Here is a 23,794-nt window from a genome sequence, read left to right as displayed (position 1 = left end):
GTGAGAGTATGGCGTTCTCGACCGAGACAGTGACCAAGGGAAAGGCGTCCGCTGCTCCCTCATCCCGATCCAGGAATGGCCGCAAGGTCTTCACAGTGCCCGTCGCCATCGGCGTCGGGCTTGCCGGCATCCTTTGGGTGACGGCCTCCATTGCCACCATCCAGGTGCTGACGTCGGAGCCGAAGCCGGCTTCGCCGTCGCTCGCACTGGTCGACAAACCGCTCGATGCCGGCAAGGCGCTGAAGCGCGGTGATCGGCATGACGCCGGCCAGGCCGCCGAGCTTGCGCGCATGCGCGTCGCCAATGCCATCGCCGCGACCGAGGAAATCGGCCTGCTGATGCTGCCGGCCTCGATGGCGCTTGCCCCGGTGGACAAGTCCGGCCGCATGCTCGAAATGCGGGCAGAGGCGACCAGCGATCCGAAGGCCCGCGAGATGCTGCGCCAGGCGCTTGCCGTGGCGGTCGCGGAACGCAACGCCAAGGCGATCGCCGGACTTGCGTCCGAAGACGACAACACGCTTGCCGCACCGGACGCCACTGTTCAGACGGCATCGATCAACCCGACTGCGATTTCGCCGGCGGAAAAGCTTACCGGCACGAACCCTGCGATGGGCAGCCCGGCGGCGCTCGCCTATGCTGCGCCCATCCCGGCGAGCGAAGCCGTGCCGCTTGGAGCCGATCCCCGCGAGGAACCGTTCGTCGAACTTCTGTCCGAACCGGCCGAAAACGATCACGATGCCCTGCCGGACGACGGCCCGCTTCCGTCCTCTCGCCCGAACGCGCCGGCCCGCCTGACGGAAAAGCCCGACGCGACCGCCACGAAGGACAAAGGGAGTAAGCCACCGTCCAACATGCTGGCCTATGCCAAGCCCGAAAACCCGATGCTGAGCGACACCGACGAGGAGCGTCCCTCGCTCTTCGGTCGCAAGCCGAAGCTTCCCGGCCGCGGCGTCGCCGTCTACGACATTTCTGCCGGCGTTGTGCACATGCCGAACGGCGAGAAGCTCGAGGCCCATTCCGGCCGCGCCCACATGCGCGACAATCCCAAGTTCGTCCATGTCAAGAACCGCGGCCCGACCCCGCCGAACGTCTACAATCTGCGCATGCGCGAAAGCCGCTTTCACGGTATCGAGGCGATCCGCATGACCCCGGTCGGCGACAGCAAGATGTACGGCCGCGACGGCTTCCTGACCCACACCTACCTGCTGCGCAAGCGGGGTGACAGCTCCGGCTGCGTGGTGTTCGAGGACTACAATCGCTTCCTCAACGCCTTCAAGCGCGGTCAGGTCAGGACGCTGATCGTCGTGCCGCGGATGGCGGAACTGCCGAAATATGTCGCCATGATGTGACGGTCGTCAGGTCCAGATCAACGAAAGCCGGCCAGGATGACTGGTCGGCTTTTTTCATGCCGGCGACTCACCTGGCCTTGTCGTCGCGGCTCTTCAAGCGGTCGTCGAGGGCGAGAAAGATCCCGCGCAACTCGGGCTCCTCGACCAATCGCCCAGCCTCGCAAAGCTTGACCCAGCGGATCTCTCTCTGCCCCATCTCCTTGAACGAGGGCACGGTCTCGCTGTGCTCCAGTGAAAACACCTCGACGATGCAGGGCGCGCTTTGGCCGGTTTCGAGCCGCTTGACGTAGCAATAACGTCCGAGCGGGGCCTTGCCGACCTTGCCCTTGACGCCGGCTTCCTCGAACGCTTCCTGGGCCGCGACCTGGCGCGGGGTTCGGTCTTTCATCGGTCCGCCCTTCGGCAGCACCCAGCGTCCGGACCCGCGAGCGGTGATCAGCATCACCTCATAGTCGCCCGGCCTGTCCCCCGGCCGAAAGCAGATCGCCGCATACTGTTCCAGCCACTGATTTGAGAAGAGCGATGGCCCGGTGCCGGCGAGCTTCTGCAGAAGGGTCTTTTTCTTGGCCAAGGGCGTTCCGGAATTCGTGTGCCGCAAATCGGTCGGCGAGTGTTGCATCTCTGCAGGATAATCGGCGACTTCGCGCTTTTGCACTCTCCTGATTTCATTTATGACAGTTTTATGACAATGCCACGACTGGATATGAATGCATGATTTCCCTGTTCAAGAAGCTTCTCCCGCGCGAAGATGGGTTCTTTCTCCTTTTCGAACGCCACACCGCGACCGTCGTCGGCGCCGCCAATGCGATGAAGTCGCTGCTGGCAGGCGAGGGCGACCTTGAGGCCCATTGCCAGCGCATCATCGCCCTCGAGGACGAGGCCGACGACATCACGCGCGACGTCCTGCAGGCGGTGCGCCGCAGCTTCATCACCCCCTTCGACCGCGGCGACATCAAGGATCTGATCCAGTCGCTCGACGATGCGATCGACATGATGCACAAAACCGTCAAGACCATCCGCCTCTATGAGCAGACTAGCTTCGAGCCGGGCATGCGCGAGATCGGCGTCATGATTGCCGAATGCGCCCGCCTGATTTCCGAGGCGATCCCGCTGCTCAACAAGATCGGCGCCAACGCTCATCGGCTGACCGAGATCGCCGAGGAAGTCATGCGCGTCGAGGGCCGCTCGGACGAGTTCTACGAGAAGGGCCTGAAGGATCTCTACAAGCGCTACGGCAAGACCGATCCGATGGCCTACATCATCGGCAGCGAGATCTACGGCGAACTGGAAAAGGTGGTCGACCGCTTCGAGGACGTCGCCAATGAAATCAGCGGCATCGTGATCGAGAACGTCTGATGGACGCCACCCTTGCACTGCCGCTGCTCGTCGCCCTGATCGGCGTCGCGCTCTTCTTCGACTTCCTGAATGGCCTTCATGACGCGGCGAACTCGATCGCCACGATCGTCTCGACCCGCGTCCTGCGGCCGCAATATGCGGTGGCCTGGGCGGCCTTCTTCAATTTCATCGCCTTCCTGTTCTTCGGCCTGCACGTCGCCGAAACCCTCGGCAAGGGGATCATCGATCCGGCGATCGTGTCGCCGCAGGTGATTTTCGCCGCCCTGACGGGCGCGATTTCCTGGAACATCATCACCTGGGTCTTCGGCATTCCCTCGAGCTCGTCGCATGCGCTCGTCGGCGGTCTCGTCGGCGCCGGGCTTGCCAAGAGTGGCGGCGACGCACTGGTTCTGTCCGGCCTCCTGAAGACCGTCGGTGCGATCTTCATGTCGCCGATGATCGGCTTCCTGCTGGCGCTCGTTCTGGTGCTGATCGTTTCCTGGCTCTTCGTCCGCCAGACGCCGTTTGCTGTCGACCGCACCTTCCGGGTCATGCAGTTCGTCTCCGCCTCGCTCTACTCGCTCGGCCATGGCGGCAACGACGCGCAGAAGACCATGGGCATCATCGCCGTTCTTCTGTTTTCCCAAGGCTATCTCGGCTCGGACTTCTACGTGCCCTTCTGGGTGGTGATCAGCTGCCAGTCGGCCATGGCACTCGGCACGCTGTTCGGCGGCTGGCGCATCGTCCACACGATGGGATCGAAGATCACCCGCCTCAACCCGATGCAGGGCTTCTGTGCGGAAACCGGCGGTGCGTTGACCCTGTTCGGCGCCACCTGGCTCGGCATCCCCGTTTCGACCACCCATACCATCACCGGTGCCATTGTCGGCGTCGGGGCGGCTCGACGGGTCTCCGCGGTCCGCTGGGGGCTCGCCGGCAACATCGTGATCGCCTGGGTCGTCACACTTCCGGCCGCGGCCATCATCTCGGCGCTGACCTTCTTCGCCTGCTCGCTCTTCGGTTGAGACAACAGCCGGCGGCGCCATTGCCGCCGGCGTCCGGCTTCGCTATTTCTTCCTTGTGGACAAGAGCGAGGTGGTGGCCGTGAGCGACGAGAGAATTCAGCATCAGGCAGCCTGTCATTGTGGGACGGTCCGGTTCCGTGTTCGTCTGACCGACGAATTCAACACGATCCGCCGCTGCTCATGTTCCTACTGCAGGATGCGCGGGGCGATTGCCGTTTCGGCTCCGCTCGCGGATATCGAGTTCGTCCAGGGCGAAGAGAACCTGACACTCTATCAGTTCAACACAGGTACGGCCCGGCACTATTTCTGCAGTACCTGCGGCATCTATACCCATCACCAACGCCGCTCGGATCCCACCCAGTATGGCATCAACGTCGCCTGCATCGAGGGCGTTAGCCCCTTCGATTTCCCCGAGGTTCAGGTGATGGACGGTGTCGCCCACCCGTCAGACAGCGGAAACGCGTCGCGGGTTGCCGGGATCCTTCGCTTCGAGCCGACGACCTGAGACTTCTTCGCGATGACGCGGAGCGACCCCGCCCCTGACGGGGCGGTATCGCGTGACCGAACAACGCCTCCAGTCTTCGCCGATTAGAACAGCACGCTGGCGCCCTGATCCGCGGGACCCGCCACGCGGCGGAGCGGCGCGAAGAGTTCGCGGCCCATGCCGAACTCGTTGGCGGAAAGGTCGGGGACCACGACCGGCCGCGCGGCGAACTCGGCGGCTTCCACCAGCACTTCCAACGTGCCGGCGATGGCGTCGAGCCGGATCATGTCGCCGTCCTTGATCCTGGCAATGGCGCCGCCGTCGACGGCTTCCGGGGTGACGTGGATGGCGGCCGGCACCTTGCCCGAGGCACCCGACATGCGGCCGTCGGTCAGAAGCGCCACCTTGTGGCCGCGGTCCTGCAGAACGCCGAGCGGCGGGGTGAGGCGGTGCAGCTCCGGCATGCCGTTCGACTTCGGGCCCTGGAAACGCACGACGGCGACAAAATCGCGGTCGAGATTGCCGGCCTTGAAGGCGTCCTGCAGTTCCTGCTGGTCGTGGAAGACGATGGCGGGCGCCTCGACGACATGGCGTTCCGGCTTGACGGCCGAGATCTTGATGACCGCCTTGCCGAGATTGCCGGTCAGCATCTTCAGGCCGCCATTCGGCTGGAACGGGGTCTCGATGCGGGCGAGCACCTTGGGATCGGCGCTGTCTTCCGGCGAGGGTTGGCGTGTCACGGTGCCGTCGGCGGCGAGCTGCGGATCGATCGTGTAGGCGGCAAGCCCCTGGCCGTAGACGGTGCGTACGTCGTCATGCAGGAAGCCGGCCTTCAGGAGCTGCTTGATGAGGAAGCCCATGCCGCCGGCGGCGTGAAAATGGTTCACGTCGGCAAGCCCGTTCGGATAGACGCGGGCGAGAAGCGGCACGACGTCCGAAAGGTCGGAAATATCCTGCCAGGTGAGATGGATGCCGGCCGCGCGTGCCATGGCGATCAGGTGCAGGGTATGGTTGGTCGAACCGCCAGTGGCATGAAGGCCGACCACGCCGTTGACGATCGACCGCTCGTCGATCATCTCGCCGGCCGGCGTGAACTCGTTGCCCTGGGCGGTGATCGCGAGTGCACGCCTTGTGGCTTCCCTGGTCAGGGCGTCCCGAAGCGGCGTGTTCGGGTTGATGAAGGAGGCGCCGGGCATGTGGAAGCCCATGATCTCCATCAGCATCTGGTTCGAGTTCGCCGTGCCGTAGAATGTGCAGGTGCCTGGGCCATGATAGGACTTCGACTCGGCGTCGAGCAGTTCGGCACGGCCGACCTTGCCTTCCGCATAGAGCTGGCGGATACGCGACTTCTCGTCGTTGGGAAGCCCCGAGGTCATCGGGCCGGCCGGTACGAAGATCGAGGGCAGGTGGCCGAAGGTCAGCGCCGCAATCACCAGGCCGGGCACGATCTTGTCGCACACGCCGAGGAAAAGCGCCGCGTCGAACATGTTGTGGGAAAGGCCGATGCCGGCCGCCATGGCGATCACGTCGCGCGAGAACAGCGAGAGTTCCATGCCCGGCTGGCCCTGGGTCACGCCGTCACACATCGCCGGAACGCCGCCCGCGACCTGTGCCACGCCACCGGCTTGCGCCGCCGCCTCCCGGATGAGTGCGGGATAGGTCTCGAACGGCTGATGGGCCGACAGCATGTCGTTGTAGGAGGTGATGATGCCGAGATTGGGGACCTGGTCTGCGGACAGCGTCGCCTTGTCCCCGGCGGAACAGGCGGCAAAACCATGGGCAAGGTTGCCGCAGGACAGCGTCGAGCGGTGCACGCCCTTGGAGATCTGGCCGCGCACGCGCTCCAGATAGACTTCGCGGGTCGGCTTCGAACGCTCGACGATGCGGCGGGTAATGGCTTCGATACGGCTGTCTGCGGACATCGGATGTCACTCCTTGAAACGCGCGCGGCGGGTCGTCTGGGATCGACGCGGCTCTGAGCCCGCTTCGTGCGGGCGGGGCTAAGGCCGTCCCGCGGATCGGGGCGGCAGCGGTCGGGCAGTGTTCAGGGTGCCCAGTAGATGTCGGGTGCCGTGGCCGCGCGTTCAAGCACGGCGCGGATCGGCATCTCGGTCTCGTCGTGGCCGGAAAGCGCCTTTTCCAGAACGGTCTTCTTTTCGGCGCCCTCGATGTGCAGAACCAGGAGGCGGGCGTCGGCGAGCGCCGAGAAGGAGAGGGTGAGGCGCGGTTCGCCGGCACCTTCGGCTTCCATCGTCATGACGCAACGCGCCGTGCCGGCATCGAGCGCTGCCCCGAGATGGTTGCCGCCGGGGAAGAACGAGGCCGTGTGGCCGTCATTGCCCATGCCGAGGATCACCACGTCGAACGGGTGGCCGAGTGGGGCGATCGCGGCCGTAGCGAACGCTGCCGCCGCATCGGCGGTTTCGGCAGGATGATAGAGCGGCACGAATTCGGCCACGGCCGCCGCATTCTTCAGCAGATGGGTGGCGACCAGCTTGTGGTTGGAGCGCTCATGGTCCGGGCTGACGAAACGTTCGTCGACCAGCGTCACCTTTACGCGGTCCCAGGCGATCGGCTGGGCCGAAAGCGCCTCGAAGAAGGCCTTCGGGGTCGAGCCGCCGGAGACTGCGAGCGTCGCGGTGCCCCGGGTGGCGACTGCGGCTTGAAGTGCGCCTGAAACGCGCTCGGCAAGCGCTGCGGCCAGCGCCGGACGGGTCTCGAATGCGTGCATCACATGTGCCATCGTCAGCCCCTAGTCCGCGTCGTGCCAGGTGCGGCCGTCGCGCTCGATGAGCGCAATGGCCTGGCTGGGGCCCCAGGTGCCTGCCGTATAACCCTGCGTCTTCTGCCCGGTCTCTTCCCAGCCCTTGAGGATCGGGTCGATCCAGCGCCACGCCGCCTCGACTTCGTCGCGGCGCATGAACAGCGTCTGATTGGAGCGCACCACGTCCATCAGCAGGCGCTCGTAGGCGTCGGCATTGCGCACGTCGAATGCCTGGGCGAAGCTCATGTCGAGCGACACGTGGCGCAGGCGCATGCCGCCCGGGCCAGGGTCTTTGATCATCAGCCACTGCTTGACGCCTTCGTCCGGCTGGAGACGGATCACCAGCTTGTTGGCCTCGATCCGGCCGGCGCCGTCATCAAAGATCGAATGCGGGATCGGCTTGAACGAGACGACGATTTCCGAAACGCGGTTTGCCAGCCGCTTGCCGGTGCGCAGGTAGAAGGGAACCCCCGCCCAGCGCCAGTTGGCGATCTCCGCCTTGATGGCGACGAAGGTTTCCGTGTCCGACGGCCCTTCCAGTTCCTCGGTATAGCCCTTGACCGGTCCGCCTGCCGAGGCGCCGGCGCGGTACTGGCCGCGCACGGTGAATTTCTCGATATTGCCGTTGGTCACCGGCTTGAGCGAGCGCAACACCTTGAGCTTCTCGTCGCGCACGCTTTCGGCGTCCATCGAGTTCGGCGCTTCCATGGCGACCAGGCAGAGCAGCTGGAGGATGTGGTTCTGCACCATGTCTCTGAGTGCGCCGGCCTTGTCGTAGTAGCTGACGCGGCCTTCGAGGCCGACGGATTCGGCGACCGTAATCTGCACGTGATCGATATGCGCGGAGTTCCACAGGGGCTCGTAAAGCGCGTTGGCGAACCTGAGCGCCATCAGGTTCTGCACCGTCTCCTTGCCGAGATAATGGTCGATGCGGAAGATCTGCTCTTCCTTGAACACCTTGCCGATCGTGTCGTTGAGGATCTGCGCCGATTCGAGGTCGCGGCCGATCGGCTTTTCGACGACGATGCGTGTCGACTTGGTGATCAGCTTGTGATCGCGGATCTTGTCGGCGATGTCGCCGAAGATCGCAGGGGAAACCGCGAGATAGAAGGCGCGGACGATGTCCTTGCCGCTGTCGAGCATGGCCTTGAGCTTGTCCCAGCCCTGGTCCGCCTTGGCGTCGACCGGCACGTAGAAGACGCGCGACAGGAACTTCGCGACCTGTGCCTCTTCCAGTTCCTCGGACTTCAGATGCTCCTTCAGCGCCGCAAGGGTGAACTGCCGGTATTCGTCGTCGGTCATCGGCGTACGCGAGGCGCCGATGATGCGGGTCGGTTCGGTCAGCTGGCCGGCAAGCTGGCGGTGGTAGAGCGCCGGCAGGAGCTTGCGTTCCGCAAGATCGCCGGTGCCTCCGAACACGACATAGTCAAACGGCTCGACGGGGATGATCTGGCTGCTCATTCAGGCTTCTCTCAATCGAAAACATTGGACCCACATGTAATCTAATCGATTTAAAAAAGCCAGTGGGCAGGTGCGAAAACCTGCCCGCCTCGGAAAAATCAGAACCGGTCGCGCAGGGCATACCAGGTGAGCGCGAGGAACAGCAGCGGGCTGCGGAACTTCGCCCCTCCGGGGAACGGCGGGATCTTCAGGTCGATCAGGTGATCGAGTTCGCGTCCCTTTCCGGTCACCAAGTCTGCATAGAGCTTGCCACAATAGTTTGACAGCATCACGCCATGGCCGGAATAACCGCCGATCGAAATCACGCCGGGCATGACCTCGCGGGCGAACGGCTTGCGGGGCATGGTAATGCCGACCGAGCCGCCCCAGGCATGGGTGATGTCGATCTCGCCGAGTTCCGGATAGATCTCGGCGATTTGCCGGCGAATATGGGCGGAGATGTCGCGCGGCGTGTCCGAGGTATAGGCCTCGCGCCCGCCGAACAGCAGGCGCCCGTCGCGCGTCCGCCGCCAGTAGCGAACCACGAAGCGCGAGTCGGCGATCGATTCGGAGCCCGGAATGACCGAGGGGAACTTTCCGAGCGGAACGGTCGCACCGATGAAGGAGCGGATCGGCATGACATGCGCCGAGGTCACCGGTTCGAGATTGCCGATATAGGCGTTGGTGGCGATCAGCACCTTGTCCGCCGTGATCTTGCCGGTCCTTGTCTCGATCAGCGTCTTGCCGCCCGACTGTCGGATCGACACGGCGGGCGTCATCTCGTGGATGGCGGCGCCCGCGACTTTTGCCGCCTGCGCGAGCCCGACCACCAGCTTCAGCGGGTGGATATGGCCGGTGCCGCTGTCGCGCACGCCGCAGAAGAAACGCTTCGAGCCGACGCGTTCGGCGGTCTCCCTGCCGTCCATATAGGCCAGATGCGGATAGCCATAGCGCGTCGCGGCGATCTCGACCGTGCGCTGGTATTCCTTGTCGTGACCCGGCTTGTGGGAGACGTTCATCTGACCCGGCATGAACTCCATGTCGATGTCGTGGTCGCCCGCGAAGGAGAGCACATACTTCTTGGCGTTTTCGGCGAGATCGAAGAGCGCCTTGGAGCGTTCGTAGCCGAGCTCCGCCTCGAGTTCCTCCGGATACCAGCGCTGGCCGGTGCCCATCTGACCGCCGTTGCGGCCCGAGGCGCCGTCGCCGATGCGGCAACCCTCGATTAGCACGACCGAGATGCCGGCCTTCGCGAGATTGTAGGCGGCCTGCAGGCCGGTGAAGCCGCCGCCGATGATGGCGACGTCCGCCGTTCGGGAACCGTCGAGCGGCAGATATTCCGGCCGTTCGGCCACAGTTGACTGATACCAGGAGATCCCCGGTGCGATCGGGCTTTGCCAAGCCATGGGAAACTCCTTCGTATCAAACGTTCAGCAACAGGAACTCGCGTTCCCACGGACTGATCACCTGCATGAAGGTCTCGAATTCCCCGCGTTTGACGCCGGCATAGAGGCCGATGAATTCATCGCTCAGCACTTCGCCCAGGGCCGGATCGGATTCGAGCAGCGACACCGCCTCGAGCAGGCCGCGCGGCAGGTCGACCGAGCCTTCATTGGCCGTGCCCTCGGAAGCCCCCGTCGGCTCCACGCCCTTGATGATGCCGAGATAGCCGCAGGCAAGAGAGGCCGCGAGCGCGAGATAGGGGTTGGCGTCCGAACTCGGCAGCCGGTTTTCGACGCGCCGCGCCCGGGCATCCGACACCGGCACGCGGAAAGCCGTGGTCCGGTTGTCATAGCCCCAGGCGTTGTTGACCGGCGCCGACATGTCGGGCGTCAGGCGACGATAGGAGTTCACGTAGGGCGCCATCATCACCAGCGTCTTCGGCACATAAGCCTGCATGCCGCCGATGAAGTGGAAGAATTCCTTCGACGGCGAACCGTCGGGATTGGAGAAGATGTTCTTGCCGGTTTCCGCATCGACCACCGACTGGTGGATATGCATCGCCGAGCCCGGCTGGCCCTGCATCGGCTTGGCCATGAACGTGGCGTAGATGCCGTGTTTCAGTGCCGCCTCGCGGATCGTACGCTTGAACAGGAACACCTGGTCGGCAAGTTCGATCGGATTGCCGTGGCGCAGGTTGATTTCAAGCTGGGCCGGACCTTCCTCGTGGATCAGCGTGTCGATCTCGAGGCCCTGCTTTTCGGAGAAGTGGTAGATGTCGTCGATGAGTTCGTCGAACTCGTTGATCCCGGCGATCGAATAGCCCTGTCCGCCGAGGATGGAGCGGCCGGAACGGCCCTTCGGCGGATGCAGCGGATAGTCCGGGTCGTCGTTCATCGCGACGAGGTAGAATTCGATTTCCGGGGCGACGACCGGGCGCCAGCCCTTGGCGTCATAGAGTTTCAAAACGTTTTTCAGCACGTTGCGCGGCGTGTAGGGCACGTCCTGGCCGTCCGTGGTGATGATGTCGCAGATCACCTGGGCGGTCGGGTCGGTCTCCCACGGAACGACGGAAAGGGTCGAGAGGTCCGGCATCAGCTTGATGTCGCTGTCGCGCGAATCATAGCGGAACTGGCCACTTTCCTCCGGATATTCGCCGGAAATCGTGTGGCGGTAGAGGGCGGACGGAAGCGCGAGCGAGGTGTCGCCGGTGAACTTCGAGGTCGGCATCATCTTGCCGCGCGGCACGCCGGCGAGGTCGGGGGTGATGCATTCGATATCCTCGATGCCGCGTGCCCTGAGCCAGGCTGCGGCTTCCTTCCAGGTCTTCACGCCGCGGGTGGAATTGATGTCCGGAGGAATGCTCGCCTTTTTAGACGCTGCGCCTTGGGGTCTGAGCATATTCTTCTTCGGAGGCATGTCTCACCGGTTTGGTTGTTGATGTCGTCATCATAGCCCGACTTCTCGAATTGGCGAGGGGGGAAACGCCATTGACTTTGCGGGGCTGATCGAAAAGACAGATATTCTTTGTCGCAGGGGCCCAATTTGGCGCGTATATTTGATGTTGCTATAGTAGGTGCGGGTGCTGCCGGCATGATGTGCGCCCTGACAGCGGGGCAGCGCGGTAGTTCGGTCGTGCTTATTGACCACGCGAAAGCGCCGGGCGAGAAGATCCGCATTTCCGGCGGCGGCCGCTGCAACTTCACCAACATTCATGCCGGGCCGAAGAACTATCTGTCGGCCAATCCACACTTCATGAAGTCGGCGCTCGCCCGCTTTACCGCAGCGGACTTCCTCGCCATGGTCGACCGACACAGGATCGCCTGGCACGAAAAGACCCTCGGACAGCTCTTCTGTGACGACAGTGCCAAGGACATCATCCGCATGCTTCTCGACGAGATGCGGACCGGCGGCGTGGAGCTTCGTCTCGGCATTGATGTCGCAGCAATCGAAAAGGCTGAGGCGGGCTTCCGCATCGAGACCTCCGAAGGCCAAATTGAAGCGCGGGCGCTGGTGATTGCCACTGGCGGCAAATCCATTCCGAAGATGGGCGCCACCGGCTTCGCCTACAAGGTGGCCGAGCAGTTCGGCCTTGCCGTCACCGAGACACGCCCCGGCCTTGTGCCCCTGACGCTGGAGCCCGGGCAACTGACTGAACTCACGCCGCTCGCCGGCGTCGCGGTCGACGCCGAGGTCCGTCATGGCAAGACGGCTTTCCGAGAGGCACTGCTCTTCACCCATCGCGGTCTGTCCGGTCCAGCAATCCTGCAGATTTCCAGCTATTGGCGCGAGGGGGATGCGATCACCCTTTCGCTGGAGCCCGACGTCGATTTCTCCGCCGTGCTCAAGGCCGCCAGGCGCGAAAACGGCCGCCAGGCGGTGCAGACGGTGCTTGCCCAGCATTTGCCGAAACGGCTCGCTCAATATGTCACCGAGCGCCTCCGGATCGAAAAACCGCTCGCCGACCTTTCCGACAAGGTGCTGGACACAGTCGCAAGCTTCCTGCACGGCTGGGTCGTCAAGCCGGCCGGCTCTGAAGGGTACCGGACCGCGGAAGTGACGCTCGGCGGGATCGACGTGGCGGGCCTCGATTCGAAGACCATGCAGGCGAAAACCGTTCCAGGGCTCTACTTCATCGGCGAATGCGTCGACGTGACAGGCTGGCTGGGCGGCTACAATTTCCAATGGGCCTGGGCGTCCGGTCGCGCGGCCGGTGAGAGCGTCTGACGCTGCAGTCGGGCATTCCTGCAACAGTGCCGGAAAAATCAGGACCGGCAACGGTTTTGCGCAAGCTCCCTGCCTTAATTTAGGCCTTGTTAACGTGCGTCCATCATCCTGTCCGAATGCCGGCATTCCTTAACCGGATGCGTTGGACATGATGTCGGGCAGAGTGGCCGCCGAGGCGGCATGTTTCGCTGAACGCAATCTCCAGGATCGCGCCATGAACAATCAGAATCGCAAGCCCCGTGCAATCGCCGTCGCAAGGACCCGTGAAGCCGATACCGCCCGTCTCTGGCAGATCGCGCTCGTAAGCCTCGGCGCCTGCAGTGCGCTCGCGATGATCGCGGCAGCAGCCCTCCTGGGCTGATCCGTCGCCACCTTTATGCGGCCTTGCCGGCCTCGATACCGGTCGGCTTTGCTCGCCTGTCTTCCTCCGTCGCCGTCCCGGCATTTGCCGGCGATCGCGGTTCGGTGGCAGCCGCGGACGCCCCTGACCGGCACGCAGCTGATTTCTCCGGCCACAGTGATTTCAGCCATCGGGCGAGCCGTCGAAACGGGCCATCGCCAAAACGGGCATAGAAGGCTTCCTCGGCCTTGCGACCCTCCTCCTGCCCCTTCGGCCGTGCGTGACGTTGCAAGACCAGCAATGCTCCGAGATTTTCACGCATGATGGATCTCCTGTCCGTGAACCATCATCTGATCTATACGTCCAAATTTGCGTTTCAAACCGGAATAGATGCGCTATGTCTTTCAGAAATGAAAAATGTAGCCTGGGACAATTATCAGCTTTTCCTCGCCGTTGCCCGTCATGGCGGGCTGACGGGAGCAGCTGGCGTCACCGCACTCAGCCCCGCGACCGTCGGTCGACGCATGGTGGAGTTCGAGCGCACGATTGGTCGGGAACTCTTCGTCCGTAGCCAGTCGGGCTATTCACTGACCGCCGATGGCCGCCAGTTGCTCGACCATCTCGGTGAACTGGAGGCGGCGGCCCGCAAGGTCGAAACCTGGCGACGCGGCACGGCTGCATCGTCGCTGGTGCGCATTGCGCTCGGAACATGGAATGCCTGGCTGATCGCCGAGAATTTTCCGGCGCTGTCCACCGAGCGCGATGATTTTCGCATCGACCTGTTCATCGCTGAACAACGCGCCAGTCTCGCCCATCGGGAGGCCGACATCGGCATCCGCGCCTTCGAACCGGAAGAGCAGAACCTCGCCAAGGTGTTGCTGGGAGACGTCGCCTATGCTGCCTACCGGGCGCGCAACACGGGAGAGGCGGGGGCGGGTCACGGGTCGGGGCGCTGGATCGCCGTGGATAAGGATGATGCGATCTCCGCCTATCTTCGTTGGCCCCACGAAAACAGGGCGGAAGACATTGCCGCCACGGTCAATCGCCCGCGCTCGCTGCGCGATCTGGCGCTGGCCGGTGCCGGGTTGGCGGTGCTGCCCTGTTTCGTCGGCGACCTGGAGCCGCGGCTCGAACGGATTGGCGGCGAGATCGAGGCGCTGCGTCATCGTCAGTGGGTGGTGATGAACAATGATGACCGGCATCGCCCGGAGATCAGGACCGTTGTCGACCGGCTGACCAGGCTGATGCGCGCCCACACGGATCTTTTCGCCGGCCGTCGCCCGAGCCGCGGCTAGATCCTTCGCGCTGGCGCGCCGTCTTCGCTCCGCGGCCAGAAGGCATCCTTCGCGATGTGGCGGCACCCGAAGGCCGCGGCAATGCCGACAAGCGTCACCAGCGCGCCCATCGCTTGCGTGCCGATCGGCTGTACTGCGGAATTGGTCATCGCAAGATCGATGAAGGCGTGAAAGATCGCGACGACGATCAGCGAGCGTCCGCTGAGGTGGAAGAGGTAGGTGAGCATCACCGACCCGGTGGCGAGGCTGACAACCCATCCGGCGAGCCCGGCCATGCCGAGTGACTGATAGGTCGGGCTGGAGAGGAGAAGCGGGATATGCCACAGCGCCCAGGGCAGCGTCATCACGAGCGCACTCGAAAGGCCGTCCAGCCGCCGGTTGATGACGGGAAGGGCATAACCGCGCCAGCCGATCTCCTCGCCGAAGCCGTAGAACAGCACCGATGCGGCCATGACCATCAGGCCGGTAAGTTCGGGAAACTCCCGTGAACGGGTAACGCCGTCGAAGCTCATGGGAGATCCCGAAAACTGGGCCTGCGCGAAGAGACCGGCGAGGCCGATCGTGACCGGAAGACCGATCGCGAAGGCGAGGCCGCGGAGAGAGGTCCGGCGCCAGGAGAGACGGGCGAGAAGCGTCCGAAAGGCGATGGGCGAAAAGGGCAGGAGGCTGACCAGCACGGCCGCGAACGCCGGACCGAGGCTGCCAAGAAGATGGAATCCTGCGCTTGCCGGCGGGCCATATCCAAGCCGAAAGGCAACGAGCGGATACCAGACGGTCCAGCTCAGAGCGAAGGCGAGGAGGTAGAACACGAAGAGCGAGAGGCGAGGGCGCGGCATCGGTCGGTTCCTGTTGACCAATCGGCCCCTGATAACACGGCCTTATGTCTCGACGCCATCTGCCGTTCTTGCCCGAAAATGAAAATCCCGCGCAACGACCGCGTGATGCTCCCCCCGAAGCCAGCGATCATTGCGCGGGAACCGACCCGGGACTGGAGATCCCGGATGGTCCTTTCGTCAGGCCCGGTTGCCCTGGGTGACGATGACGGGGATCAACAGGTCGCCCCAGTTTCCTTCGCCGCCATGGTGGCGCGCCGAGCGGACGAGTTCGACCGATACGCCGGCATCGACGGCCTTCATGACGGACTGGTTCAGGCGGTGCAGGTCGTTGGCGACCATGCGGATCATTGCCTGCTGGTCTGCGGTCATGGCCGATGCTTGTTCTTCGGCGCGTTCCTTGACTCGGGTCTGCGGGGTCATGGCATTTCTCCTCTTATGAAACGGGGTTCTTGAACTGTTGATCTGCTGACGTGTCTTGCGCTCTCAACCCAACTGCCGACGCTGGCGTTTCAAACCGTCATAAGCGCTCCGGGAATCAGTTGAAAACCGATTGTAAAAATCAGTCATAACGAATTTCCCTTTGCTCTGGTTTGTGAGGCGTTTGCTTTCCGACTGTTGGGTTCTGCGCTTTCGATGTGACTGGATTTACAGCGCGGCGCACAAAATTTCCAGAAGAAACGGGAAAACAAGGGGCGGAAAGAGGTTACGATGTATTGTGTTTGACACGGGCGTGCTGTAAATTTGTAAAAACTGTAAATTCATTTTTGGTGCGCATCCCTCAGAATTTTGTAAAAGGTGTGTCAAATGGCGGATAACAAGATCTTCGCCGGCCCGCGGGTGCGACGCATTCGCAACGGTCTCGGCCTGACCCAGACGGCGATGGCCGAGGCACTGGAGATTTCCCCGTCCTATCTGAACCTGATCGAACGCAACCAGCGCCCGCTGACGGTGCAGCTGCTGCTGAAACTCGCCGCCGTCTACAAGGTCGACCTCGACGAGTTGCAGGGCGAAGCGGGCGGTACGGCCAGCCAGCTGCGCGAGGTCTTTGCTGATCCGTTGCTCGCCGGCGAAGTGCCGGGTGATCACGAGCTGATCGAGGTAGCGGAGGCTGCGCCGAATGCGGCGAACGGGATAGTCAAGCTCTACCGTGCCTACCGGGAGCAGGCGGCTCGGCTGAGCGATCTCGCCGATCTTCTGGCGAGGGAAGGGCATGAGCCCTCGCTTGCCGGGGCGCGCCTGCCGATCGACGAGGTGCGTGAAAAGTTCGAGCGCCGGCCCAATTTCTACCCCCGCATCGAGGATGCAGCCGAGGCCTTCCATGCTTCGCTCGGCCTGTCGCCGGGAGAGGATCTGGCCCCGGCGCTGAAGGCCTGGCTGCGCAACAAGCACGGCATCGTCGTGCGTACGCTGCCGATCCACACCATGCCGAACCTGCGCCGCCGCTACGACCGGCACTCCATGCGGCTCTTCCTGTCGGAGCGGTTGTCGCCCTTCGACCAGTTGCGCGAGGTGGCGATCGAGGTGAGCCTGCTGGCGCTTGGCGAGGCAATGCTGGCGGAATTGGAGGCGCTCTCCCTTTCAACAAGCGAGGCCAGGCGGCTCGGACGCTTCGAGTTGGCGCGTTACGCGGCGCATGCGTTGATCATGCCCTACGGTGCATTTCTCGCCGCGGCGCAGCGAGCGCGCTACGACATCGACATCCTGCGTTCGCGCTTCAATGTCTCGTTCGAGCAGGCGGCAAACCGGCTGACCATGCTTCAGCGACCGGGTGCGGCCGGCGTTTCCTTCTTCGTACTGGAGGTCGATAATGCCGGTCATCGCCTTCGTAAGGCTGGCGCCCAGGGCTTTCCCCAGGCGAAGTTCGGCGGCGGATGTCCCAAGCTCAACATCCATGCCGCCTTCGCCCAACCGGGTCAGGTTCTGGTCGACGCGGTGGAAATGCCGGACGGTACCGGTTTCCTGACCGTGGCGCGCACGCTCGACGGGCCTCAGGCCGGCTTCAACGAGAGGGTTCGCCGGACGGCGCTCCTGGTCGGCTGCGACATCGCCCAGCGCGACGAGGTGGTTTACGGCCAGATCGCCGGCGCGCACGGTTCGGTTGCTGTCGGCACCGCCTGCAGGCTCTGCGAAAGACAGGGCTGTCTTGCCCGGGCCGAGCCGCCGGTGACGCGCCCCCTTGGCCTCGACGAGATGGTCACGGGGCTGTCCGCCTTCGATTTTCAGTAGCACCAGGAGTGGTTTGCGACTGCGAATATTCCCCCTTGTCGCCCGTCCAAATCCTTTCTAGTCTGTTTAAAAATTAAGGGAATAGCTGAAGGACGAGCAGTCCTGACAGTGGAACAGGAGAAAAAATGAAGAACGATTTTATCCGTTTGGCTTCCGCCGCGATGATGACGCTGGCGCTTGCATCCGCCGCCCAGGCCGAGGGCGTGGTCCATGTCTATAACTGGTCGGACTATATCGACGAGTCCATCCTCGAAGACTTCACCAAGGAAACCGGCATCAAGGTCGTCTACGACGTGTTCGACAGCAACGAGCTGTTGGAAACCAAGCTGCTGGCCGGCGGTTCGGGTTATGACGTGGTCGTCCCGACCGGTCCCTTCCTCGCCCGCCAGATTCAGGCCGGCGTGTTCCAGAAGCTCGACAAGTCGAAGCTGCCGAACCTTTCGAACATGTGGCCGGATATCATGGAGCGCCTCGGCAAGTATGACCCGGGCAACGAATATGCCGTCAACTACATGTGGGGCACCACCGGCATCGGCTACAATGTCGCCAAGGTGAAGGCGGCGCTGGGCGATGACGTCAAGATCGATAGCTGGGATTTCATCTTCAAGCCGGAAAATGCCGAGAAGCTGAAAGACTGCGGCATCAACATCCTCGATGCATCCGACGAGACTTTCGCCATCTCGATGAACTACGTCGGCAAGAATCCGGACAGCAAGGAAACGGCCGACCTCGAGGCCGGCGGCGACGTCTACATGAAGGTTCGCCCCTTCGTGAAGACCTTCAACTCGTCGTCCTACATCGACGACCTCGCCAATGGCGACATCTGCGTGACCCTCGGCTGGTCGGGTGACATCCTTCAGGCCAAGGCACGTGCGGAAGAAGCCAAGAACGGTGTCGAGATCCAGTACGTGATCCCGAAGGAAGGGACCTACATGTGGTTCGACAACCTGGCGATCCCTGCCGATGCCCAGAATGTCGCCGAGGCCCATGCCTTCATCAACTATCTGATGAAGCCGGAAGTCATCGCCAAGGCTTCGAACTACGTCCAGTACGCCAACGGCAACCTGGCGTCCCAGCCGCTTCTCGATGAGGCCGTGTTCAAGAACCCGGCGGTCTATCCGGATGCGGAGACGGTCAAGAAGCTCTTCACCATCTCTCCCTACGGACCGAAAGAACAGCGCGTCCTGAACCGGGTCTGGACCCAGATCAAGACCGGTAACTGATGGACAACGGACCGACCGGGCGCGATTTTCGCGCCCGGTTCATTTTTGGCTGTAAATTTCACAAATAATTGGATCAGGCGATGGCGAAGTCTCTCGGACCGGTAAAGCGCAAATTCTCACCATGGACCGACCCGGCGTCGGTGCCCTTCATCCGGTTCGAGAACGTGACCAAGCGCTTCGGCGACTTCACCGCCGTCGACAACCTGACCCTCGACATTTACGAGCGCGAGTTCTTTTCGCTGCTCGGCCCGTCCGGGTGCGGGAAGACGACGCTGATGCGCATGCTGGCCGGTTTCGAGGAGCCGACCGAAGGCCGCATCCTGTTGCAGGGCAAGGACATTTCCGGTGTTCCGCCCTACAAGCGCCCGACCAACATGATGTTCCAGTCCTATGCGCTTTTCCCCCACATGACGGTGGAGAAGAACATTGCCTTCGGTCTGGAGCAGGACAAGCTTCCTAAGTCCGAAATCGACGCCCGCGTCCAGGAAATGCTGAAGCTCGTGAAACTGGAGCCCTTCGCCAAGCGCAAGCCGAGCCAGTTGTCGGGCGGTCAGCGCCAGCGCGTTGCGCTCGCCCGTTCGCTTGCCAAGCGCCCGAAGGTGCTGCTGCTCGACGAGCCGCTTGGCGCGCTCGACCGGAAGCTTCGCGAGGAAACGCAATTCGAGCTGATGGACATTCAGCAAAACCTCGGCCTGACCTTCCTGATCGTCACCCATGACCAGGAAGAGGCGATGACCGTTTCCGACCGCATCGCGGTCATGGACAAGGGCATCATCATGCAGGTGGCGACGCCGACGGAAATCTACGAGGCGCCGAACAGCCGATACGTGGCCGATTTCATCGGCGACATCAACATTCTGGAAGGCAAGCTTGTCTCGGTCGAGCGGCGCGGCGAAGGTGATTTCGTGACCGTCGCCTGCGATGGCGGCTTCACGGTCAATGTCGAGCAGCATTCCTGCCAGGCGACACCGGGTGCCCAGGTCGCCTTCGCGATCCGTCCGGAGAAGGTCCATATCTCGACGGAGAAGCCGGCGGAGGGTGCGGCAAACGCGCTCGAGGGCGAGGTGTGGGATATCGGCTATCTCGGCGACTTCTCGGTTTTCATCGTCAAGCTGGCCGACGGATCGACCTTCCGTGCCGCGCAGGCGAATGTTTCGCGCCTGGTTGATCGACCGATCACGGTCGACGACAAGGTCTGGCTCACCTGGCCGGCCGATGCCGGCCTCGTCCTGACCCGTTGAGGAGGGCGCCATGAGCGACGCGACCGCAGCCCCGACCTCCTCACCGGCCCGCTGGCTGGTGGTGCTTGTCCCTTACGCCTGGATGACCTTGTTCTTCCTGGTGCCGTTTGCCACCATCATCAAGATTTCCCTGTCCGACACCGCGATCGCCATGCCGCCCTATACGCCGGTCCTCGAGGGGCTGTCGGCGATCGGCGATTTCGTCAAGGAACTGGATTTCGAGAACTACGTCTTCCTGACCGAAGACCCCCTCTACATCAGCGCCTATCTGTCATCGCTGCGTATCGCCTTCATTTCGACGCTGCTTCTGCTGCTGATCGGTTATCCCATGGCGCTCGCCATGGCGCGCGCCTCGTCGACTATTCGCCCGACGCTGCTGATGCTGGTCATCCTGCCGTTCTGGACTTCGTTCCTGATCCGCGTCTATGCCTGGATCGGCATCCTGAAGCCGGAAGGCCTGTTGACGCTTGTCCTGCAGAGCATCGGCCTTCTCGGACCGGACGAACAGGTGCAGATCTTCCGCACCGAGATCGCCGTGTTCATCGGCATCGTCTATTCCTACCTGCCGTTCATGGTCCTGCCGCTCTACTCGGCGCTGGAAAAGCTCGACGGGACGTTGCTGGAGGCTGCGAGCGACCTCGGTTGCCCGCCATGGAAAGCCTTCTGGCGCATCACTTTCCCGCTTTCCATTCCCGGCGTCATCGCCGGCGCGATGATCTGCTTCATCCCGATCACCGGTGAATTCGTCATCCCCGACCTCCTGGGCGGGCCGAACACGCTGATGATCGGCAAGACCCTGTGGACCGAGTTCTTCGGCAATCGTGACTGGCCGCTGGCATCCGCCGTGGCTGTGGTGCTGCTGCTCCTTCTGGTGATCCCGATCATGATCTTCCAGAACCAGCAGCAGAAAGCGTGAGGCAGAACGATGAAACCGGGCAAATTCGATTCAACCGTCCTGACCCTCTGCTTCGCCTTCCTGTATCTGCCGATCGTCATCCTGGTCATCTATTCCTTCAACGACTCCAAGCTCGTCACCGTCTGGGGCGGGTTCTCGCTGAAATGGTATAGCGCCCTCTGGTCCAACGAGGGGCTGCTCGATGCCGCCTGGGTCACCTTCCGCGTCGGTCTGATGAGTGCAACGATCGGCACGGTGCTCGGCACGCTGGCAGCCTTGACGCTCGTGCGGTTCGGCCGCTTTCCCGGCCGCATGCTGTTCTCCGGCATGGTTTACGCGCCGCTCGTCATGCCGGAGGTCATCACCGGCCTTTCGATGCTGCTCCTGTTCGTCGCGATGAACATCGACCGTGGCATGTTCACGCTGACTGTCGCCCACATCTCGTTCACCATGTGCTATGTGGCGATCGTCGTTCAGTCGCGTCTGCTGACCTTCGACATGAGTCTTGAGGAGGCGGCGCTCGATCTCGGTTGCCCGCCGGTCAAGACCTTCTTCAAGATCACGCTGCCGCTCATCATGCCGGCGGTGGTCTCGGGTTGGATGCTGGCGCTCACCCTGTCGCTGGACGATCTGGTGATTTCCTCCTTCGCCACCGGCCCGGGGGCCACCACGCTGCCGATCAAGATCTACAGCCAGGTGCGCCTCGGCGTGACGCCGGAGATCAACGCCGTCTGCTCGATCCTCATCGGTCTCGTAACGACCGGTGTCATCATCGCCTCGATCACCACGAAGCGCCGAGAACTGCAGCGACTGCGGGACGAGCACGTCGCGGCCCAGGCTCCCTGAGTCGGCGGGACCGGCTGGCTCAGCCGTCTCCACCGGGCGGCGTGAGGATATAGGTGACCAGCCAGACCGGCAGAACGATCATCGCGCCGAGCAGCACGCGTGGCGTCGCCCACGCATAGGCCCGCTCGAGCCCGCTCCAGATCGCCTCGGGCGTTAGCCCGAGAAAGGTAAGAAGCGTGTCGGTGGTGATACCGAGAAACGACAGCAGGCTGCCCGCCAGCAGCGAGGCGAGGACGATCTTGAAGAGGCTGGTCACAAATCTTCGCACCGCGTGCCCCCCAGCATCGCGACGGTCAAGGCATCGGCCGACCGTCTGACGGTTGATTCGATGCTATTTTAGGGTTTTTGCAGGTGAGGGATAGATGGGCGTGATCACCGGGTCGGGCCACGAGCCGCCGAGGAAGAAACGCATCCGAGGAAACTCGGGCTCGCGTGCCGGATCCGTCGCGGAAAGCTCCGCCGAAAGCGCCAGGCCGTTGCTGGCATAGGGGATGACGCCGGCGAGTGTCAGCGTCTCGTCGGCGCCGACGAGGCTGGCTTCTTCGATTTCGGCCGTTCCGTTGGAATAGCGCGCTTTGTAGGTTAGCCGCTCATAGGGCATCGAGCCGGTGTCGGCATTGGTCGCGCTCAGCTGGAAATAGGCGTGGTTCGCCGAATGCGCCCGGATTGCTGCCGGATCGACTCCCGTGAGGACGCCGGCCTTGGATGTGAATGCCACGGTCCCGGACATGTCGGAAAGACCTGTCGCCCAGACGGGCTTGGCGGTCGTCAGCGACAGTTCGACCGACCCCTTGCCCTGTGGGACCGGACCCTTGATCGCCAGGTGCTCGGCGACCGCCGCAAAGTCGGCGTCATGGATCGACAGCCCGAGGTCGCCGCCCTTTGAAAAACCACTGCCGCCGCCTGAGAAACTGGCCGTCAGGTCGCCGCCCTCGAAGACGGCGTCGGCGATGTCGAACTGGGCGGTGGTCTCCGTCGCCAGGATGCTTGCCGCCACCTCGTCGAGCTCGAAGGGCGGCAGATCCGCGCGGGCCGCCGACAGCGTCAGGTCGAAGTCGAGCCACTGCAGAAGCCGTGGCAGGCGGACCTCGTCCTTCTCGTCTTCGCCCGCGCTCGGCAGGTCGAGTGAAAAGGCCGCGAGCAGGCGCGTGATGTCGAGCCGGTCGAAGGCGACTGTGCCGCTTACCCGCGGTTTTGCCCCGTCCCGCCGCAGGACGGAGAGGATGCCGGTCCCGTGCGTGTCGTTGATGTCGAAATCCAGGTCCTCCAGGCGCAATTCCGGGCCGTCCCGTTCGATCTTGGCCGTCAGCGAGGCAGCCGTCAGGCTGTCGAGACCGGCGAGCCGGATACCGCTCCAGTCCCGAAGTGCGGGAATGTCCTTGGCACTGAGCGCGAGCGACCCCGTCTTCAGTTCGCCGCCGACCAGGCTCGCGACGCCTTCGAAGGTACCGTCAAAGGCCGTGGAGCCGAAAGCCGCGCGGACCGAGGCATCCTTGCCGCCGCACAACAGCAGCGGCTGGCGCGAGGCAAGGTCGAGCTTCATGTCGAGGCCGCCGAGCTTCAGGAGCACGGCGGCCCTGAGTTCGTCGGAAAGCCGTGGCCAGGAGACATCGGCAAAGATGGCGCCGACCTCGATGAGATGGCCGGAGGCCTCGTCCTGAAGCTCGATCGAACCGTCCTCGATGGTAATCGAGCCGATCTGGGCATCGAGATCGGGGGGCAGGGCCTGACGCCCGCCATCCAGTGGGGTGACCTCGCGCACGGCGGCACTCAACAGGCCTTCGCTGGCCCAGTCGAGCTTTCCGGCGCGATCCCGGTCCACGTGGAAGCGTGGCCTGAGCAGATGAAATTCGCCGAAACGAGGCTTGCCCTGGATTGCGGAATAGAGACCGAAATTCGCCGAAAGCCGTTCGATCCGACCGAGGGCCTTGGCTCCGCCATCGACGGTTTTAGTGATGGTCACGCCGTCGAGCGTGACACGCGGCGTCGGCCAGAAACTGATCTCGCTGGTTCCGGCGATCGTCACCTTGTGCCCGGTCCAATGCGCGACCGCCCGTTCCATGGCGGAGCGTACCAAGCTGCTGGAGATGAGATAGGGAGCGGCGGCGCGCGACACCACAAAGACGACGAGGAGGCTGATCACCGCGACGAGCGCGACGCGTACCACGCGGCGGGCTGTTTTCAGCCGGCGCTGTCCTGTCTCGGCGATCTTCCGCTTGTCGGCCATCGGGGACCACGGGCTCCATCGACCGGGCGGGCGCCCGGTCTCACTGTTCTGCCGGATATAGGAAATGCCGTATTCATGCAAATGGCGCGGCCGGCTCTGCT

At 63.3% G+C, this 23,794-nt stretch carries 23 protein-coding genes; 12 read left to right on the top strand and 11 right to left on the bottom strand.

Features of this window, described 5'->3' with window-relative positions:
- The first annotated feature begins 8 nt into the window (after positions 1-8).
- Positions 9-1,349, top strand: a complete 1,341-nt coding sequence (locus HHL25_RS11965; protein ID WP_169590700.1) for a tlde1 domain-containing protein — start codon at positions 9-11, stop codon at positions 1,347-1,349.
- Between the two features lie 67 nt (positions 1,350-1,416).
- Here the strand turns inward: HHL25_RS11965 and HHL25_RS11960 are convergent, their stop codons facing one another.
- Positions 1,417-1,920 carry an NUDIX hydrolase gene (locus HHL25_RS11960; protein WP_246701789.1) on the bottom strand — a complete coding sequence of 168 codons (504 nt, stop codon included), beginning with the start codon at positions 1,918-1,920 and terminating at the stop codon, positions 1,417-1,419.
- Positions 1,921-2,060: 140 nt separating this feature from the next.
- On the opposite strand from HHL25_RS11960, the gene HHL25_RS11955 reads away from it, so the two are divergent.
- The 3 genes from HHL25_RS11955 to HHL25_RS11945 all read left to right on the top strand — a co-directional run bounded on the left by HHL25_RS11955 (position 2,061) and on the right by HHL25_RS11945 (position 4,214).
- Complete coding sequence (locus tag HHL25_RS11955) at positions 2,061-2,705, top strand: DUF47 domain-containing protein (protein ID WP_169590698.1); 645 nt, start codon at positions 2,061-2,063, stop codon at positions 2,703-2,705.
- Positions 2,705-3,709 carry an inorganic phosphate transporter gene (locus HHL25_RS11950; RefSeq protein ID WP_169590695.1) on the top strand — a complete coding sequence of 335 codons (1,005 nt, stop codon included), beginning with the start codon at positions 2,705-2,707 and terminating at the stop codon, positions 3,707-3,709. Before HHL25_RS11955 ends, HHL25_RS11950 begins: the two co-directional genes overlap by 1 nt.
- Positions 3,710-3,788: 79 nt before the next feature.
- Complete coding sequence (locus HHL25_RS11945; RefSeq protein ID WP_169590693.1) at positions 3,789-4,214, top strand: GFA family protein; 426 nt, start codon at positions 3,789-3,791, stop codon at positions 4,212-4,214.
- Positions 4,215-4,297: 83 nt separating this feature from the next.
- Here HHL25_RS11945 and edd read toward each other — a convergent pair whose 3' ends face one another.
- The 5 genes from edd to HHL25_RS11920 all read right to left on the bottom strand — a co-directional run bounded on the left by edd (position 4,298) and on the right by HHL25_RS11920 (position 11,256).
- Positions 4,298-6,115: a phosphogluconate dehydratase gene (edd, locus tag HHL25_RS11940; RefSeq protein WP_169590690.1), complete on the bottom strand. Its 1,818-nt coding sequence runs from the start codon at positions 6,113-6,115 to the stop codon at positions 4,298-4,300.
- 122 nt (positions 6,116-6,237) lie between these two features.
- Entirely contained in the window at positions 6,238-6,936 is a 699-nt protein-coding gene (pgl, locus tag HHL25_RS11935; RefSeq protein ID WP_169590688.1) for a 6-phosphogluconolactonase, read from the bottom strand.
- A 9-nt stretch (positions 6,937-6,945) separates the two neighbouring features.
- Positions 6,946-8,418: a glucose-6-phosphate dehydrogenase gene (gene zwf / locus HHL25_RS11930; protein WP_169590685.1), complete on the bottom strand. Its 1,473-nt coding sequence runs from the start codon at positions 8,416-8,418 to the stop codon at positions 6,946-6,948.
- Positions 8,419-8,516: 98 nt separating this feature from the next.
- Positions 8,517-9,803 carry an NAD(P)/FAD-dependent oxidoreductase gene (locus tag HHL25_RS11925; protein WP_169590683.1) on the bottom strand — a complete coding sequence of 429 codons (1,287 nt, stop codon included), beginning with the start codon at positions 9,801-9,803 and terminating at the stop codon, positions 8,517-8,519.
- 16 nt (positions 9,804-9,819) lie between these two features.
- Positions 9,820-11,256: a glutamine synthetase family protein gene (locus HHL25_RS11920; RefSeq protein WP_169590681.1), complete on the bottom strand. Its 1,437-nt coding sequence runs from the start codon at positions 11,254-11,256 to the stop codon at positions 9,820-9,822.
- 174 nt (positions 11,257-11,430) lie between these two features.
- On the opposite strand from HHL25_RS11920, the gene HHL25_RS11915 reads away from it, so the two are divergent.
- Positions 11,431-12,564: a BaiN/RdsA family NAD(P)/FAD-dependent oxidoreductase gene (locus HHL25_RS11915; protein WP_246701788.1), complete on the top strand. Its 1,134-nt coding sequence runs from the start codon at positions 11,431-11,433 to the stop codon at positions 12,562-12,564.
- Positions 12,565-12,778: 214 nt separating this feature from the next.
- Positions 12,779-12,925, top strand: a complete 147-nt coding sequence (locus tag HHL25_RS11910) for a hypothetical protein (protein WP_169590676.1) — start codon at positions 12,779-12,781, stop codon at positions 12,923-12,925.
- 13 nt (positions 12,926-12,938) lie between these two features.
- Here the strand turns inward: HHL25_RS11910 and HHL25_RS11905 are convergent, their stop codons facing one another.
- Positions 12,939-13,226, bottom strand: coding sequence for a hypothetical protein (locus HHL25_RS11905; RefSeq protein WP_169590674.1), 288 nt, complete (start codon positions 13,224-13,226; stop codon positions 12,939-12,941).
- 88 nt (positions 13,227-13,314) lie between these two features.
- On the opposite strand from HHL25_RS11905, the gene HHL25_RS11900 reads away from it, so the two are divergent.
- Positions 13,315-14,199: a LysR family transcriptional regulator gene (locus tag HHL25_RS11900; RefSeq protein WP_169590672.1), complete on the top strand. Its 885-nt coding sequence runs from the start codon at positions 13,315-13,317 to the stop codon at positions 14,197-14,199.
- On the opposite strand, the gene HHL25_RS11895 is transcribed toward HHL25_RS11900, so the two are convergent.
- Together HHL25_RS11895 and HHL25_RS11890 are read right to left on the bottom strand one after the other, a co-directional pair.
- Positions 14,196-15,035, bottom strand: coding sequence for a type II CAAX endopeptidase family protein (locus HHL25_RS11895; protein WP_169590669.1), 840 nt, complete (start codon positions 15,033-15,035; stop codon positions 14,196-14,198). The genes HHL25_RS11900 and HHL25_RS11895 overlap by 4 nt on opposite strands.
- Before the next feature lie 177 nt (positions 15,036-15,212).
- Positions 15,213-15,455 (bottom strand): SMc00767 family acetate metabolism repressor, encoded by a 243-nt coding sequence (locus HHL25_RS11890; RefSeq protein WP_169590667.1) that lies wholly within the window; start codon positions 15,453-15,455, stop codon positions 15,213-15,215.
- Positions 15,456-15,839: 384 nt separating this feature from the next.
- Between HHL25_RS11890 and HHL25_RS11885 the strand changes: the two genes are divergently transcribed.
- The 5 genes from HHL25_RS11885 to HHL25_RS11865 all read left to right on the top strand — a co-directional run bounded on the left by HHL25_RS11885 (position 15,840) and on the right by HHL25_RS11865 (position 21,466).
- Positions 15,840-17,261: a helix-turn-helix domain-containing protein gene (locus HHL25_RS11885; protein ID WP_169590664.1), complete on the top strand. Its 1,422-nt coding sequence runs from the start codon at positions 15,840-15,842 to the stop codon at positions 17,259-17,261.
- A 125-nt stretch (positions 17,262-17,386) separates the two neighbouring features.
- Positions 17,387-18,484 (top strand): polyamine ABC transporter substrate-binding protein, encoded by a 1,098-nt coding sequence (locus tag HHL25_RS11880; protein WP_169590662.1) that lies wholly within the window; start codon positions 17,387-17,389, stop codon positions 18,482-18,484.
- An 80-nt stretch (positions 18,485-18,564) separates the two neighbouring features.
- Positions 18,565-19,725 carry an ABC transporter ATP-binding protein gene (locus HHL25_RS11875; RefSeq protein ID WP_169590660.1) on the top strand — a complete coding sequence of 387 codons (1,161 nt, stop codon included), beginning with the start codon at positions 18,565-18,567 and terminating at the stop codon, positions 19,723-19,725.
- Between the two features lie 10 nt (positions 19,726-19,735).
- Entirely contained in the window at positions 19,736-20,641 is a 906-nt protein-coding gene (locus HHL25_RS11870; RefSeq protein ID WP_169590657.1) for an ABC transporter permease subunit, read from the top strand.
- 9 nt (positions 20,642-20,650) lie between these two features.
- A complete protein-coding gene (locus HHL25_RS11865) occupies positions 20,651-21,466 on the top strand; it encodes an ABC transporter permease (RefSeq protein WP_169590655.1) in 816 nt (271 codons plus the stop codon).
- 19 nt (positions 21,467-21,485) lie between these two features.
- Here the strand turns inward: HHL25_RS11865 and HHL25_RS11860 are convergent, their stop codons facing one another.
- Both HHL25_RS11860 and HHL25_RS11855 read right to left on the bottom strand, forming a co-directional pair.
- Positions 21,486-21,734 carry a DUF6460 domain-containing protein gene (locus HHL25_RS11860; RefSeq protein WP_169590653.1) on the bottom strand — a complete coding sequence of 83 codons (249 nt, stop codon included), beginning with the start codon at positions 21,732-21,734 and terminating at the stop codon, positions 21,486-21,488.
- 63 nt (positions 21,735-21,797) lie between these two features.
- Positions 21,798-23,693, bottom strand: a complete 1,896-nt coding sequence (locus HHL25_RS11855) for an AsmA family protein (RefSeq protein WP_169590651.1) — start codon at positions 23,691-23,693, stop codon at positions 21,798-21,800.
- Between the last annotated feature and the right edge of the window lie 101 nt (positions 23,694-23,794).

It is taken from the genome of Rhizobium terricola, assembly GCF_012927355.1.
Classification (GTDB): Bacteria; Pseudomonadota; Alphaproteobacteria; order Rhizobiales; family Rhizobiaceae; genus Allorhizobium; species Allorhizobium terricola.
Note: the sequence above shows the minus strand (reverse complement) of the source record. Positions and strands in the feature narration are given on the sequence as shown.